At 69.9% G+C, this 15172-nt stretch carries 14 protein-coding genes and 1 CRISPR repeat array; of the genes, 2 read left to right on the top strand and 12 right to left on the bottom strand.

Features of this window, described 5'->3' with window-relative positions:
• Window positions 1-6: 6 nt before the first annotated feature.
• The 6 genes from lysX to C1701_RS12720 all read right to left on the bottom strand — a co-directional run bounded on the left by lysX (window position 7) and on the right by C1701_RS12720 (window position 5647).
• Window positions 7-1515, bottom strand: a complete 1509-nt coding sequence (gene lysX, locus C1701_RS12740; RefSeq protein WP_103055968.1) for a bifunctional lysylphosphatidylglycerol synthetase/lysine--tRNA ligase LysX — start codon at window positions 1513-1515, stop codon at window positions 7-9.
• A gap of 38 nt (window positions 1516-1553) precedes the next feature.
• Window positions 1554-1850 carry a PqqD family protein gene (locus tag C1701_RS12735; RefSeq protein WP_103055967.1) on the bottom strand — a complete coding sequence of 99 codons (297 nt, stop codon included), beginning with the start codon at window positions 1848-1850 and terminating at the stop codon, window positions 1554-1556.
• The gene (locus C1701_RS12730) at window positions 1847-3583 is read right to left on the bottom strand and encodes an asparagine synthase-related protein (RefSeq protein WP_337662257.1); all 1737 of its coding nucleotides are present in this window, start codon (window positions 3581-3583) and stop codon (window positions 1847-1849) included. The genes C1701_RS12735 and C1701_RS12730 overlap by 4 nt, the downstream gene beginning before the upstream one ends.
• 53 nt (window positions 3584-3636) lie before the next feature.
• Window positions 3637-4632: a radical SAM protein gene (locus C1701_RS12725; protein WP_103055965.1), complete on the bottom strand. Its 996-nt coding sequence runs from the start codon at window positions 4630-4632 to the stop codon at window positions 3637-3639.
• A gap of 443 nt (window positions 4633-5075) precedes the next feature.
• Window positions 5076-5231 (bottom strand): hypothetical protein, encoded by a 156-nt coding sequence (locus C1701_RS27360; RefSeq protein ID WP_337662256.1) that lies wholly within the window; start codon window positions 5229-5231, stop codon window positions 5076-5078.
• A 2-nt stretch (window positions 5232-5233) separates the two neighbouring features.
• Window positions 5234-5647, bottom strand: a complete 414-nt coding sequence (locus tag C1701_RS12720; RefSeq protein WP_337662255.1) for a hypothetical protein — start codon at window positions 5645-5647, stop codon at window positions 5234-5236.
• Window positions 5648-6323: 676 nt separating this feature from the next.
• Here C1701_RS12720 and C1701_RS12715 point away from each other — a divergent pair.
• A complete protein-coding gene (locus C1701_RS12715) occupies window positions 6324-7157 on the top strand; it encodes a helix-turn-helix domain-containing protein (protein WP_081893384.1) in 834 nt (277 codons plus the stop codon).
• A complete protein-coding gene (locus tag C1701_RS12710) occupies window positions 7154-7336 on the top strand; it encodes a DUF397 domain-containing protein (protein ID WP_103055963.1) in 183 nt (60 codons plus the stop codon). The genes C1701_RS12715 and C1701_RS12710 overlap by 4 nt, the downstream gene beginning before the upstream one ends.
• Before the next feature lie 229 nt (window positions 7337-7565).
• A CRISPR array of direct repeats spans window positions 7566-7960; the repeat unit is 29 nt; unit sequence CGGCTCACCCCCGCTTGCGCGGGGCTTTC.
• Window positions 7961-8279: 319 nt separating this feature from the next.
• On the opposite strand, the gene C1701_RS12705 is transcribed toward C1701_RS12710, so the two are convergent.
• The 6 genes from C1701_RS12705 to C1701_RS12680 all read right to left on the bottom strand — a co-directional run bounded on the left by C1701_RS12705 (window position 8280) and on the right by C1701_RS12680 (window position 14804).
• Window positions 8280-9161: a hypothetical protein gene (locus C1701_RS12705; RefSeq protein WP_051314143.1), complete on the bottom strand. Its 882-nt coding sequence runs from the start codon at window positions 9159-9161 to the stop codon at window positions 8280-8282.
• A 126-nt stretch (window positions 9162-9287) separates the two neighbouring features.
• Entirely contained in the window at window positions 9288-10211 is a 924-nt protein-coding gene (locus C1701_RS12700; RefSeq protein ID WP_030104535.1) for a sugar phosphate isomerase/epimerase family protein, read from the bottom strand.
• Between the two features lie 5 nt (window positions 10212-10216).
• Entirely contained in the window at window positions 10217-11524 is a 1308-nt protein-coding gene (locus tag C1701_RS12695) for a hypothetical protein (protein ID WP_103055962.1), read from the bottom strand.
• Between the two features lie 513 nt (window positions 11525-12037).
• Window positions 12038-12718 carry a response regulator transcription factor gene (locus C1701_RS12690; RefSeq protein WP_026419605.1) on the bottom strand — a complete coding sequence of 227 codons (681 nt, stop codon included), beginning with the start codon at window positions 12716-12718 and terminating at the stop codon, window positions 12038-12040.
• The gene (locus C1701_RS12685; RefSeq protein WP_081715555.1) at window positions 12715-13923 is read right to left on the bottom strand and encodes a sensor histidine kinase; all 1209 of its coding nucleotides are present in this window, start codon (window positions 13921-13923) and stop codon (window positions 12715-12717) included. The genes C1701_RS12690 and C1701_RS12685 overlap by 4 nt, the downstream gene beginning before the upstream one ends.
• Before the next feature lie 128 nt (window positions 13924-14051).
• Window positions 14052-14804, bottom strand: a complete 753-nt coding sequence (locus C1701_RS12680) for a phosphoglyceromutase (protein ID WP_026419606.1) — start codon at window positions 14802-14804, stop codon at window positions 14052-14054.
• Between the last annotated feature and the right edge of the window lie 368 nt (window positions 14805-15172).

Here is a 15172-nt window from a genome sequence, read left to right as displayed (position 1 = left end):
TCTCCGCTACTGGACGTTGGGCTTGACGATGGGGAACAGGATCGTGTCGCGGATGCCCCTGCCCGTGAAGGCCATGAGCAGTCGGTCAACCCCGACCCCAACCCCGCCGGTGGGGGGCATGCCGTACTCCAGAGCTTCGAGGAAGTCCTCGTCGAGCTGCATGGCCTCGGCATCGCCACCGGCGGCGAGCAGGGATTGCTCGGTGAGGCGGCGTCGCTGTTCGAGCGGGTCGGTCAGCTCGGTGAACCCGGTACCAAGCTCCATACCCCAGCCGATGAGATCCCACTTCTCGGTGAGCAGCGGCTCGTCGGGGTGCTGCCGGGTCAACGGGGAGGTCTCGAGCGGGAAGTCCCGCACGAACGTCGGCTGCACGATCGTGGGCTCGACGAGCTCCTCGAACAGGTACTCGGTGAACTTGCCGTTGCCCCAGCGGACGTCCCGCCCCAGGCCGTGAGCATCGGCGAGCGTGGCCAGGGTCTCGACCGAGGTGTGCGGGGTGATCTCCTCACCAAGCGCGTCGGACACCGAGCCGTACAGCGTGATCGAAGGCCAGTCGCCGCCGATGTCGATTTCGGTGCCGTCGCGTTCGATCACGGTGCCCCCGAGGACGGCACGCGCGACCCCCTGAACGAGTTCCCGCGTGACCCGCGCGACCTCGTCGTAGTCGGCGTGCGCCTGGTAGAACTCCAGCATCGTGAACTCGGGGTTGTGGGTCGAGTCCGCGCCCTCGTTCCTGAAGTTGCGGTTGATCTCGAACACCTTGTCCATGCCTCCGACGACCAGGCGCTTGAGGTACAGCTCAGGTGCGATCCGCAGGTACAGGTCGAGGTCGTAGGCGTTGATGTGCGTGGTGAACGGCCGTGCCGTCGCGCCGCCGTGCACCTGCTGCAGCATCGGGGTCTCGACCTCGACGAAGCCCTGCTCGTGCAGGCCGTCACGCAGCGCCCGCACGGCCGCCGAGCGTCGTAGCGCCATCTCACGCGCTTCGGGATTGACGATCAGGTCGACGTAGCGACGACGAACTCGCGCCTCGGGGTCGGTGAGCCCCTTGTGCTTCTCCGGCAATGGGCGGAGCGCTTTCGCTGTCAACACCCACCGATCGGCCATGACCGACAGCTCGCCCCGGCGGGACGTGATGATCTCGCCCTCGATGCCCACGTGGTCGCCGAGGTCGACGTCGGACTTCCAGGCGGCGAGTGCCTCTTCGCCGAGCCGGTCGAGGGACAACATGATCTGGAGGTCACCCGTGGCATCGCGGATCGTGGCGAAGCACAGCTTGCCGCCGGTGCGGTAGAGCATGACGCGACCGGCGACGCCAACCTGCTCTCCGGTGGAATGGTCGGGTTCGAGATGACCGTGTTTCTCCCTAACGTCGCCGATCGAGATCGTCCGGGGCGAGCGCTGCATGAAGGGGTCGGCCCCAGCTGCCCGCAGCCGGTCGAGCTTCTCGCGGCGGACCCGGATCTGCTCAGGGAGAGTCGTCAGGTCCGCGAGGTCGTCGGCGGTGTCGCTCACGGCCGGCAGTGTATCCATCCTGCGAAAACACCTACTCCTCACCCAACGTGATCAAGCGGTGTCGGCCCCAGAACTCGCTTGAGCAGGCCGGAGCTGTACAAGCGGTTCAGGAACTCGGTCACGTCGGCCAATGCGATATCGTGCTCGACACCGGCCCCGGCAACCGCATGTACCAGGTCCTCGACCGTGCGGGTGCCGTCGCACTGCTCGACGATGGTCCGCCCGGTCTCGTTGATCAGCGCGACTTCGGCGTCATCAACGGGCACGATCACCCAGTGAACACCGATCTTGGTCATCGTGGCAGGCACCCGGCACGGCAGGTAGTTGGCACTCATGATGGAGCTCCTCTGTTGATCTCGGTGAGCCAGCGGTGCGTTGAGACGGTTGCCCACAGTGCGGGGCCTAGGCCTGATTCGCCGGCTGCGTAGCGGTCAATTCCGTTACGGAGCCGGGCGCAATCGATGATGCCGAGGTCATTGAGCGGACTTTCGGAGGCCATGGAGTGGAGCTGATCGATGCCCTCAACAAGGCCGGCGCGCAGGAGCGCGAGTGCCTCGGCCTTGTCGCGACGCCGAGCGACCGATATTGGCAGGCGGTCGGCAAGAGCCTCACGGAGTACAACTTTCTCCTCTCCCATGTCACGAAGCAGTACCGGTGGTAGAGACCACACGAGCGCGGCGAGATCAGGGTCGAGAAACGGGTAGGTGATCGTGAGTCCGACGCGGTGGCCCATGTCGGGCCACCATCCACCGCATTGAGCTCGACCGGCAGCTCCCGCCTCAGCGACCAGTGCCCGTGAGTATGAGCTCGCGATGTGCCCAGGTGGGCTAAGGCTCGGGTACGTGGAGGCGAGCTGGTCAACGATCCCTACGCTTTCGACGTAGGCAGTACTCAACCATGGCGGCAGCTCACGCAACGCACGGATGACGCGGGCGCCACGAGTGTCGTAGTCGCCGGCCAACAAGCGGTGGACCACCTTCGCGGTACCGTCGGGATCGGGGAACGTCGCCAACTCCCGGTGTGCCGCATCGGTGTCACCGAGGGCGATACGGTCGGCGACCGCGAAAACCTGTCCGAGTAGCAGCTCGTCGCCCCCCTCACCCGCAAGCACGGTCGTGGGTGCGGGCATACCGGCAGCGATGCGCCGCAGCATCGCCCAGTTCCTCCCGGAGTACGCCCACGCCTCCGGCTCATCACTGTGTGGGTAGTCGGCGACCAGCGGCAGCAGCCGGTTCCCTGGAACCCGAACGGCTTCCAGTCCACACGTGGCAATCACATCGTCGGCGAACCGTCGTTCATCGCAGGAGGTCAGCGGTGCCTCGTAGTCGAGGACATAGGCTCTGCCCGGTGTATCGGAAACGGCGGTAGAGGCACAGGCCAACGCCGAGGAGTCGATGCCACCGGAGAGCAGTATCCCCGTAGACGGGCCGCTGCACCGTCTGACCGCCATGAGGAAACGCTCACGGAACTCGGTGATGAAGTCAGATCTGCTGGCACCACGACTGTCGAGCGGTTCAACCTGAGCGACGGGACGCACGTCAACGGTGCCATCCCCTGTGGTCAGCACGTACCCGGGAGGAAGACGGCGAACCGCCTTCCATGTGGTGCCACGAGGGTCGCAGAGCTGAGGGACGAGGAACGAGGCCAAGCCGTCTGCGTCTATCTCGGTGGGCCGCGCGGCGTTCAGCGCCCGGATCTGGGAGGCGACCAGAATCGAGCCCTCGTCGCAGGTGTAGAACAGCGGTCGGGGCGACATCGGCCCCCGATAGGCAACGCAGCCCAGGTCAGGCACGACGGCAACGCAGTGGCCGTCACCTGCGATTGAGGCGAACAGCCCCACCAACGCGGCCGGTGTCGTCCGGGTTTCGCATTCCCGAAGTCGATGGAGCCGGGACGCGAGGTCCCGTCGCACCCATCCGGGCGCGTCGACCGCGATCCGAACACCGCCGGGGAGGGTGAGCATCTCCGCAGTCGGCGAGCCCTGGTTGACTACACCGACACCCAAGGCCGCGCCAGGGCCCTCGGCGATGTTCCACGTGCTGATGTCCCGGCCAATCGCGGCGAGCATGGCCTGCACGGTGCCTCGCGGCTGGTCAGGCACTACGGCGAGGGCAAGGCCGGTCAAGATGCCGACCTCCGTTTCTGGTCCTCCCGCGCGTCGTGCAGCACTGCGGACAACGCGATCAGACGGAGCCGTTGTGGGTCCAAGGCTCTGGTTAGTTCAGCGACCGCATCAGGATCGTCAGTGATGGCCCGGCACATCGAGCACAGCGAGGGATCCCGCAGTCGGCCCGTGATCCGGTCTCGGGTCGAGGGATCGAGATAGTCGAACAGCCGGCGTGGCCCGTGACTGTGAATCACGTTCAAAATGGGATCAGCCTCGGCCTCTCCCAAAGCGCTGCCCACGTCCGACGTAGTCGTGATCTCGAGACGTAGAGGCGAGTGAGGGTGCGAGCCGCGAGCCGGCCCGCAGCAGGTGAACAGTTCGTTCTCAGGTGTGAGCACCGGGCGGACCACCACTCCACACGGCCCGTTCGGAACCTCGTCAACAGCGGGTACGCCGGCCGGCACAAGTGCGCTGCCGCGCCCGAAGGGCAGGACTTCGGCTCGGTCGAGCTCGACGCCGTATCGACTGGCGAGGGCAACGGCGTTCCGGTATGCCTCGTCACGTCCGTCGCCGCAGTACTGGAGTTTGATGACGATGTCCGTGTCGGTACCAAGGGCGAGCAGGCGGGCGTAGACCTCGGGACCGAGGAACCGTTCATGGTAGGTGTCGTACGAGACAGCCATTTTGTGTAGGCCTGCCGTGACGAGTTCGTCGAGCGTACGTTGTGCGAACGCTTCACGGCGTGCCCAGTACCCGTTCGTCACAAGGGAGCTGATCAGACCGAGCTCCCTTGTCAACCGGATGGTTCTCAGCGTTCGACTACGGCGGATGAGGGCTTCGCCGCCTGTCACGCAGACGCCATCCACATGGGACGCGGCCGCGCGGATCGCGGCCTCGATCTGGGCCCACTCCAAATCCCCGGAGGCCGTCGGCGACGAGTCGGTGATGCAGTGATCACAACTCAGCTGACATGTGTTCGTCATGTGGATACCAAGCGTGTTGTAGCGCATGACTTCACCTCTCTGCCCGAGTTGTGATCACTGCTCACACTCGTGGGTTCGGCGTGTTAGCTGTTCTGAGTCGAGTGGATGTGTGGCGCCAGGTCTTCGGGCAGATCGTTCGCGAGGTCGCGCTTCGGGAACGTCGCGACGACAGTCGGCCGCTCGTAGTCACTGTTCGCAGGACACGACCGGCTGGCCACGGGTTCCGTGCTCTTTGCCTGCATCACATACCTCCTGATCAACTGGCACTTGACTACAAAATGTAATAGCTCGCGAGCCGAAGGCGATTCCCACTTTCGAGCTATTAAGGAAAGGGGGACCCTGGTTCCCTGCCACCGCTCACCCCGCTGTGATGGCATATCTCGGACGAAGGCACATCGCCTGCCTCGGTCACGAGCGTGATCACGGCTGAGGAACCAGTGCGCTTCTCACCTAGCTCGGCCACGTGGCGCTCATCGAGCACCCCAACCCAGGAAGGGCCGCACTCGACGGGCTCGGTGGGGCAGGGCGTAGCGGCGGATGCGGGAGGCGGGCCGTGCGTCCACCCGGGGGATCAGCAGGGTGACGGCCTGGGTGACCGAGTCGGTGATCGTGGCGGTGGGGATCACGGTCACCGCCTCGGCTGGCACTGGTCGGCGGCCTGGTCCAGCAGGCGGGCCAGGGACCGCGCCGGGCCAGGGCCCAGCATCAACGGCCAGTACGCGGCGACCTGGGAGGCCGACCGCAGCGTCAGCCTCGCCCCCGAGGCCAGGGCACCCGGCATGGCCGTGGGCGCGACGGACAGCGTTCGGGTCGTGGGTCCGATGTGCGCGGAAACCGCCAGGCGTCGCCGGGTTCGTAGGGCGGCGGCCACCTGCCGCACGCCCGAGGGCAGCACCAGGAACCTGGTTCCGCTGCCGGCGAGGGCGACGGCGGAGCGCTCGACGGTGAGGGTGAGGGCGAGTGTGGTGAGCCGGCCGGTCGGGTCGACGGCGGGGACGGTGGCCGAACACTGGCGGCTGGTCCGTCGGGCCGGGGCGGTCACCGCCCCGGCTCCGTCCACAGCGGCAGCACACCGGCGAAAGCGGGGAGGGTGGGGGTGGTGGCGGAAGCGTCGAACGCCACCACCCCCGCCGGCCCGCGCCGGGGCGCATCGGTTGTGCGGGCCGGGTGTTCGGGGACGGCGCCGGGGAACACCGTCCCCTGCCGTCGCCTCCCGCACGGGTCGCGCGGGGCGGGGGGCGACGGTGGGGGTGGTGTGGCGGCGGGCTGCCCTCCCGCCGCCACACCGGACCGGCCCTCAAGGGGAGGTGGGGCCGGCCGTTGGGAGGGGACAGCGTCGGGGGCCGCTGTCCCCGGCCGGGCGCGCCGCGTCGGGGCGGGGAGCGCGTCCGGCCTGTCCTGGGCACACGTCGCGAGCAACACCGCCACAGGGATCGAACGAGCGGGAACCCGACGAGCGGACGAGGCGGAGACCACCACCTTCGGGTCAGGGTCGCGGTGCTGCTCAGAACGGTCCACGTGGTATCCGACCAGGACCGCGACGACGACCAGGAGGACAGCCGGTACAACGACGATCACACCGACAAGAAGCGATCCGCTCGTGCGCTAACCTCAATCCGTAAGCGCGACTTTTCATTCCGTCATAACCAGTCGCGACTCAGTCGACTAGTGCGAATCGACAGTCAGCGAATAACCCGTAAGCATGAAAGGAAGGCAGTATGGCGCGCTCACCGGCAGTCCTGGCCTTGGGCCGCGCCCTGGCACAAGCCCGCACCGCAGCGGGCCTGAGCCAGCAGCAGGCAGCCCGACAGCTGGGAGTCAGCCAGTCGCTGATATCCCGATCTGAACGCGGTTCACGGACACCGGACGGCAGCGCCGTCGACCGGATGATCGAGCTCTACGACCCGCCCGGTGCGCTCCGCGCCGAGTTGGGGAAACTGGTCGACACGGTCACCGTCCAGCAGTGGTCGCCGGTCGGATCGGACGAGATCGCCGAATCGTTGACCGATCTGGAGCGCTACGAACGCGACGCCAGCTCCATCACGGAGGTCCACCCGGTCCTCGTCCCCGGCCCGCTCCAGACGCGCGAGTACGCGGCGGCGCTGCTGGCGCACGGGGAGACGCCGGCGATCGACATGGACCAGGCACTCGCGATGAGGGAACGTCGGCGGGCTCACGTCCTCGGCGGCGACGTGGGTTACCTGGCGATCATCGACGAGCTGGCGCTTCGGAGGACCACGCCGCCCGGCGGGGTCGACGTCCGTCGCGGCCAACTGGCGGCCCTGCGCGAGTGGTCACGGCTGCCCGCCGTGTCGGTCCGCGTCATCCCCGCCGAGCGGGGCTTCTACCGGGGCCTGGTCGCCGGGTTCGAGATCATCGAGTTCGATGACGCGCCGGCGGTCGTGCACCTGGAGCACTACCGGTCATCCACCTGGCTGTACAGCGAACGGGACGTCGCGCCCGTGGTCGCGACGAGAGACCACCTGCTCGGCGTGGCCCTGTCGGAGGAGGAGTCGCGGACGCGGCTGCGCGCACTGGAGGGCGAGCTGTGACACGGTGGCGCAAACCTCGACGATCCGTCTCGTCGTCCAACTGCGTCGAGATCGGTACGGGAGCGAGCGAGGTCGTCGGCATCCGCGACACCAAGAACCGGGACGGCGGAACACTCCTCGTGCACCGGGCCGCGTTCGCGGCATTGGTCGACGCCGTCAAGGCCGACCGCCTGCACTGACAACCACCCCAGCCCCCGGCTCCGCGCGGAGCCGGGGGCTGTTCCGTGCCGCCCAGCCAGCGGGAGCCAGGCGGACCACACCACCAGCACCCCGTGCCGGGACCGGAACATCACTCCGGACACGCCCCTGCCCGCCGCCGAGGGGTGACCGGGTACCCGGTCGCGAGGCGCGGCTCACCCACTTGCGCAAGGCTTTCCGGGGGGTGCGGATGCGGCCGGCAGGTGGCGGCCGCTCACCCCCACTTGCGCGGGGCTTTCACGGCGTCACACGTGTGACGGGTGCGGTCGGGCGGCTCACCCCCGCTTGCGCGGGGCTTTCCTCGCGGTGTACTCCTGCCCCTGGTACACGGCCGGCTCACCCCCGCTTGCGCGGGGCTTTCGTGAGCTGCGGCGTCGCCTACGCCGTGTCCGACGGCTCACCCCCGCTTGCGCGGGGCTTTCATAGTGGGCCAGGCGATCTCCGCCATCACGCACGGCTCACCCCCGCTTGCGCGGGGCTTTCAAGGGGAGACGCCGACCGATGTCGAGGGCATCCGGCTCACCCCCGCTTGCGCGGGGCTTTCGGGTCCTCCGCGAAGGGTCTCGTCCGGGGCTGCGGCTCACCCCCGCTTGCGCGGGGCTTTCCCTTCGCGACCTGCACCAATGGAGGACCGTTACCGTTTCTTGACCTTGTGCGGTTCGGCGCCACCGTTGGCGCCGGGCTCCGGCCCGCGATGGCTGCCCCTTCCCGGCGCGGTCGGTCCCCGTTGGACTCGCGACCTCGCCCTCGACCGCCGCGACTCCCACCGCCGACCTCGTCACGCCGCCCACCGTACCGCCGCCACCACCGGCCACGTGCTCCAACGCCCGCCCCAGTGACCGACCGTCAGGGCACACCCACCGACGTCCCCGTCCACCACTCGCACCACCGCGCCGGCCCGCAGGCGGAGCACCACGCTCGAGTTCAGTGCCCAGGCCGAGGCACCACCGGCGGCCCGGCGTCCGCCCCGAACCTCACCACCGCCCGCAGCGCCACCCCCGCTCCGGCCAGCCGGCGGCGGTCCGACGGCGGCATCCAGGGGGGCACCTGGCACTCGAACGAGCGCACATCCCGTCGGTGCCACCTGGCCGCGCCGACCACGGCGCCGAGCAGCCGGGGACGTCGGGCGGCGAACACTGGTCGGCAGGCACCGGCGAGGAGGACGCGGGCGCAGCGCACGTACTGGAGGTCCACCTCGTGGGGGTCGAACACCGCGACCGACGCCGACTCGGGGTGGGACGCCGGGCTCAGCACGACCCGGGAACCGGCGCGCGAGTGCGCCACGCAGTCCTCGACGGTCCGGTGGAGGTTCGCGTGCAGCACCACCCCGAGGCCGCGCCACCGGTCGCGCAGCGAGCCGGCGACGGCCAGGACCTGGTCCACCGAGGAGTGGTCCTCGGTGTCCAGGGTGACGGTGCACCCGACGCGGTGGGCGAGCCCGCAGATCCGGTCGAGGTTCTCCTCCGCCAGGCCGACGTCCAGCGCGAGCCCGCAGCCCGAGGGCCGGAGCCCGACGTCGACGAACGGGGCCAGTCCGGAGAGGTCGATCTCGCCAAGCAGGTCCAGCAACTCCTGGGTGGCCCGGACCGCCGCGCCTCGGTCGGTGGCGCCCTCCACGAGGTGGTCGAGGCGGACTCGACCGAACCTGGCGACGAGGCGACGGGCCGCCAGCACCGCCCCGACCGCGTCCTTCCCCGCGTTCTGCCGGGTGCGCCGGCGGGTCACGACGGACCGGCCGCGCACGGCGTCGTTCCTCGCCGCGGCCAGCGCGGCGCTCGTCAGGAGAACCCGGGCCCTCGACGGCATGCTTCGATGGAAACACCGTCAGCTGCCTCGCGCGAGACTCCGCCCGGGTGGACCTCCCCGCGACCACGGGCGAGGCGAGTGCGAGCACCACCGCCCCGAGGCCGGCTCACTCCGCCCCGGGCCCGGTCACTCCGGACCGAGGTGCTTCCTGGCGAACAGCAGTGCCTCGGTGAGCTCCGCCGCCCGTTCCCCCGGTGCTCGGGCCTTCCGGGTGTTCACCTCGAGCACCACGGACCCGTCGAAGCCGGACGGCCGGAGGCTGCGGAGCAGTTCGGCGCAGGGCTGGTTCCCCCGCCCCGGGAGCAGGTGCTCGTCGCGGGGCGCACCCGTGCCATCCCCGAGGTGCACGTGACGCAGGCCGCTTCCCATCCGGGCTGCCAGCAGCATGGCATCGGCGTGGGCGACGGCCGCGTGGGACAGGTCGAGGGTGTAGCTGCGGTAGCCGGCCTCGGTGGGGTCCGGCGAGGGGTGGAAGGCGGACACCCTCGGGGGCCAGGAGTCCCGCAGCTGACTTCCGATCAGCTGTTCGCCCTTGAGGTAGGCGCCCATGAGCTGCGAGTTCATCAGCCGGGACGACAAGGGGCCAGAGCCAGGTGGCCGGGTGCCGAGCTGCCGGTTGCCCAACGGCCGCACCGGGAACATGTTCTCCACGGCGACGGTGATGCCGGTGTCGTCCTCCAGTTCGGCGACGAGGTCGGCGAACATGTCCGCGTAGCGCCGCTGCCAGCGGAACGGGGGGTGCACCACGACCGTCGCGGCGTCCAGCGTCTGGGCCGCGCGCACCGCTTGGCGGAGTCGCTCGACCGGGTCGGAGGACCACACCCGCTGCGTGATCAACAGGCACGGGGCGTGCACGGCCAGCACGGGAACTCGGTACTGGCCAGCCAGCCGCCGGACGGCCTCCGGGTCCTGGCTGACCGGGTCGGCCCACACCATCACCTCGACCCCGTCGTAACCGAGCTCGGCGGCGAGCCGGAAGGCTCCCTCAGCCGGCTCCGGCCAGACGGAGGCGGTGGACAGGCCCACGGGAATCCTGACGCCATCTCCCACCGGGATCACGTTCCCAACAGGAGCAGGGCGGCCGGCGACACCGTCACGATGAGTCCGACGAGCACGGTGAACAGGGTGGTCTGGAGGTCGTCGCTGCGACGGATCTTCCGCACGAGGAAGACCATGCCGGTGATGACGAGGAGCGCCACCACCAGGGCGACGGCGGGGATGTTCAGCCAGAGCCACTGGAAGACGAGCCACAGCCCGGCTCCTCCCACCACTCCGACCACCAGCTGCCCGATCATGAGCAGCCACTCCTTGACGGGGGACACCGGCTTCTCCGCCGGTTCCTCGACGCCCTCCTCGGCCGAGTCGTCCTCGTCGTAGTCCTCGTCGTAGTCGTCTGCCCCGTAGTCATCGGGCTCGTAGTCGCCGGACCCGTAGTCATCGGCCCCGTAGTCGCCGGGCTCGTAGTCGTGGTCGTCCGCGTCGTCGCGCCGGTCCGCCGGGCGCTCCCCCGCGTCCGGGTCGACGTCCACCCCGGGTGCCACCGGCGCCTGCTGCCGCGTCTCGGCGGGCCCCGCCGAGGGGTCCGGACCGTCCTCCCGGTAGGCGGCGACCTCACCGGTCTCGAACCAGCCGGTCCCCACGACGGTGCGTTCCGCGTCGGAGCCGGCGTCTAAGGTGCCCGCGGGGTCGTCGAGGATGGAGCCGCCGAAGTTGTCGCCGGCGACCCGGGGGAACTGCTCCGTGTGCGGGTCGTCGGGGGGTGCGTCCAGCCGCCCCCCGACGTCGGACGCCACGGCCGGTGCCTCCCCGGTGAGTGGCGGGTACTGGGCGGTCATGTCGGGGTCGACGGGGTAGAGCACGGTCTGGTCGGCTGGGAGCTGACCGGCAGCGGGGAACGCCGGGCGGGCACCGGCCTCGGGTTGCGGACCTGGCCCATCGACCTGGCCACGTTGCCCCCGGTCCACCGGGTAGTCGCCCCGCGGGTAGTCGCTCGCGGTCGGGTAGTCGTCCTCCGGGTAGTCACCCTGCGGGTAGTCGTTTCGCGGGTAGTCCGGCTCGGCCGGGTGGTGCGGTGGCTCGGGGTGCGGTGAGGGCGTCGGTCGGTCCTGGCCGACGGGAGCCGGCCTGGGCGGCGGCTGGTACTGCTGTCCCTCGGGTCCGGGGGCCTCGTCGGCTTCCTCGACCCGGCGGAGGTTCCCGCTCTCGGACAGGACCCGGTCGATGATGGCCTGCGGAGCGGTGTCGGTGGGGTCCTCGGCTCTGCGGCGACGGCGGCGGCCGCCGCCCCCCTTGCCGCCGTAGGCGGCCAGCAGCTCCGCGACGCTGCGCTGGCCCTCGCTCTCCGACCGGTTATCCCGACTCATCGCTTCCACCGTGCCCAGTAAGGCGTCGTTCGTCCAGTGACTGGTTCCGTCACTCGCTCGGTTCGCCGGGGCGCTGGAACAGTCACAGCAGCTCGTTCTCTCCTGTTTGAACCATCTATCCGACAGAGCAGGTGCGATGCCCTCGCTCCATACTGGCAGCAAACAGGCAGGGGCCGGACGAGTGACCGAGCACGGGTCGTGGCCCGCGTCACCCCTCGCCGCTCTCCGGAGAGGGGCCGGCAGCCGAGTCCTCCCGGACCAGCGGTGGTTCTCCGCACTCCCGCCGGGCCCCCGCCCTCGGCGTTCGTGAACGGTGCCCCGGCACCGGCGCCGGCCGTGGCCGCTGGCACCCCGGCGACCGGCTCCCTCGGGAGCCACGACGACGTCGGATCGTGACAGGGCCGCGTCCCCACCTGCCGCGAGCGCTCGACGGTGGTCGAACCCCGCGGGACGTGACACGCTACGTTACCTCGTTCCGGGGCACCACGTCCCGCTGGCCGCGTCGGCGAGGGGTCAGGCCTCGAACTTGTAGCCGAGCCCGCGCACGGTCACCAGGTGCCTCGGGTTCCCCGGGTCGGGCTCGATCTTGGACCGCAGGCGTTTGACGTGCACGTCCAGCGTCTTGGTGTCCCCGACGTAGTCCGCCCCCCAGACCCGGTCGATGAGCTGGGCGCGGGTGAGGACCCGACCGGAGTTCCGCAACAGGTACTCCAGCAGGTCGAACTCCTTCAACGGCAGCGTGACGTCGCCGCCACCCACCGTCACCACGTGACGTTCGACATCCATCCGCACCGGCCCGGCGGCCAACACCTGGGGCGCGGTCTCCTCGGACTCACCGCCTCGGCGGAGGACGGCCCGGATCCGCGCGATCAGCTCCCGGGCGGAATACGGCTTGGTGACGTAGTCGTCGGCCCCGAGTTCGAGTCCCACGACCTTGTCGATCTCACTGTCCCTCGCCGTCACCATGATGACCGGCACCGATGATCTGGCGCGCAGCTGCCGGCAGACGTCCGTCCCGCTCATTCCGGGCAGCATCAGGTCGAGCAGCACGATGTCGGCGCCGTTGCGGTCGAACTCGGCCAGCGCCTGTTGACCGTCGGTGGCCACCGCAGGAGTGAAGCCCTCCCGGCGCAGCATGAACGCCAACGGATCGGCGAAGGACTCCTCGTCCTCGACGATGAGCACCCTCGTCATGGCTTTCCTCCCGGATTCCTGGGTTGCGAGGAGATCGTGGTGCCCGGTCCACCGGCGGACGCGGCGGCGAGTGGCCGCTCCGTTCCCGCACGCGGTTCCTCCGCGTCGAGGGCCGGCAGGCTGAGCGTGAAGGTGGACCCGGTGCCCGGCAGGCTCCAGAGGCGCACCGAGCCGCCGTGGTTGTTGGCGACGTGCTTGACGATGGCCAGCCCGAGGCCCGTCCCGCCGGTGGCCCTCGACCTGGCCGGGTCGACCCGGAAGAACCGTTCGAAGACCCGTTCCTGGTGTTCAGGGGCGATGCCCAGCCCCCGGTCGGTGACCGCGACCTCCACCATCCCGTCCCGGAGGCGGCGGGACACCGACACGGCGCTGCCCTCCGGGGAGTAGGCGATCGCGTTGGTCAGCAGGTTGGACAGCGCGGTGGTGAGCAGCACTCGGTCGCCCGCGCACACCAGCCCGCTCCTCGGGTCGGTGGTCACGGTGATGCCCGCCGCCTCGGCCGTCAGCCGGCACCGACCGAGCGCCTCGTCGACGACCGCGTCGACTGACACCGGGTCGGGGTCGGGAAGCGGCTCCGCGCCCTGGAGACGGGAGAGCACGATGAGTTCGCTGGTCAGCGCCCCGAGCCTGGTGGCCTCGTGGCGGATCTTCTCGCTGAAGCGACGGACCTCGTCCGGCTCGTCGGCTGCGTCCAGCATCGCCTCGGCGAGCAGGGCCAGCGCGCCGACGGGGGTCTTCAGCTCGTGGCTCACGTTGGCGACGAAGTCACGGCGGGTGGCCTCCAGCCGCACGGCCTCGGACTCGTCCGCCGCGTCGACGACCGTGAACCCCTCCCCGAGGGGACGCACCTCGGCGGCGACCGCCTCGGGCCGGCGCTTGCGGACGGCCCCGGTCGGCGGGAGGTCGACCGCGACGACCCGGTTCTCCGCCAGTGCCAGGTCGGCCGCCTGGCCGGCTCTGGGGTCGATGACGTTGGCGGTGACGACCCCCAGCTCCACGGCCCGCTGGTTGTGGAAGAGGACATCGCCGAAGCGGTTCAGGACGGCCACCCCGCTGTGCGAGGAGTTCACCAGCCTGCGGAGGAGCTCCGCGACGGTGACGCCGCCGTGTCCTCGGCGTGGCCGGCGCTCCGAGAGCCGTCCGGCGACAAAACCGAGGAGCCCGCCGACGAGCACGAGGCTGATCGACAGGGCGAGGTAACCCATCCCGGTCACGTTCCGAATCGTAAGCACGAAACCACCCGGTTAGCCCAGCCCTGCCGCCCAGGACGTGACAGTAACTACACCCTGGGCGGCGGGGTTGCGCATCCTGTCACCCGGTGTTCACCCGCTGGTCAACGCCCCTGGTTGGCGACAGCGTCGATCGCCTCGGCCGCCGCGTCGGGGTCGAGGTAGGTCCCGCCGGGGACGACCGGCATGAGCTGCTCGTCCAGGTCGTAGCGCAGGGGGATCCCGGTGGGGATGTTCAGCTTGGCGATGACCTCGTCGGACACGCCGTCGAGGTGTTTGACGAGGGCGCGCAGCGAGTTCCCGTGGGCCGCGACCAGCACCGTCCGGCCGGCGCGCAGGTCGGGGACGATGCTGCTCTCCCAGTAGGGCAGCAGCCTGGCCACGACGTCCTTGAGGCACTCCGTGCGGGGCAGCTCGTCCCCGAGCTCGGCGTACCTCGGGTCGCCGTCCTGCCCGTACTCCGCTCCCGGCTCGATCTCGGGAGGCGGGGTGTCGTAGGAACGGCGCCAGAGCATGAACCGCTCCTCGCCGTAGGCCTCCAACGTCTGCTTCTTGTTCTTCCCCTGGAGGGCGCCGTAGTGGCGCTCGTTGAGCCGCCAGTCGCGGCGCACCGGGATCCAGTGCCGGTCCGCCACGTCGAGCGCGATGTTGGCGGTGGAGATCGCCCTGCGCAGGAGGGAGGTGTGGAGCACGTCGGGGAGCAGGCCAGCCTCGGCCAGCAGTTCGCCGCCGCGCCGGGCCTCCGCCTGCCCCTTCTCCGACAGGGGGACGTCGACCCATCCCGTGAACAGGTTCTCCGCGTTCCACGTGCTCTCTCCGTGGCGGAGGAGCACCAGGGTGCCTACTGCCTTGGTCATGCGCCCAGCCTGCCAGGTCCGGTCGAGGGACGGCGGACGACGTCGTCTCCTGGCCGCGCTCCCACCGCTCCGGTCCGGTCCACCCCGGTGGGGCCGCGCGGGTTGCCGGAGCGGCAAGGCGGTGGCGTTGGGGTGACGGCGCTCGCGGGGCACCGGCCCACACCCACGCCCACCAACACTTACAGTCACCGGAAGGAAGAAACGCTCACTGACCTGGCCCAGCGGTGTGAGATGGGGCGACCCGGGCGGTTACGTTACGAGGCTTTGACTCCGCGACGTTACGATCACGTCGCAGATACACTCGAATGGAGTAGCGCGATGGGCTTGTGCCCAGGTCGTCGATTCTGCCAAGTTGGCAACACTCTCTT

This window comes from Actinoalloteichus sp. AHMU CJ021 (genome assembly GCF_002895405.1).
GTDB classification, from domain to species: Bacteria; Actinomycetota; Actinomycetes; order Mycobacteriales; family Pseudonocardiaceae; genus Actinoalloteichus_B; species Actinoalloteichus_B caeruleus.
Note: the sequence above shows the minus strand (reverse complement) of the source record. Positions and strands in the feature narration are given on the sequence as shown.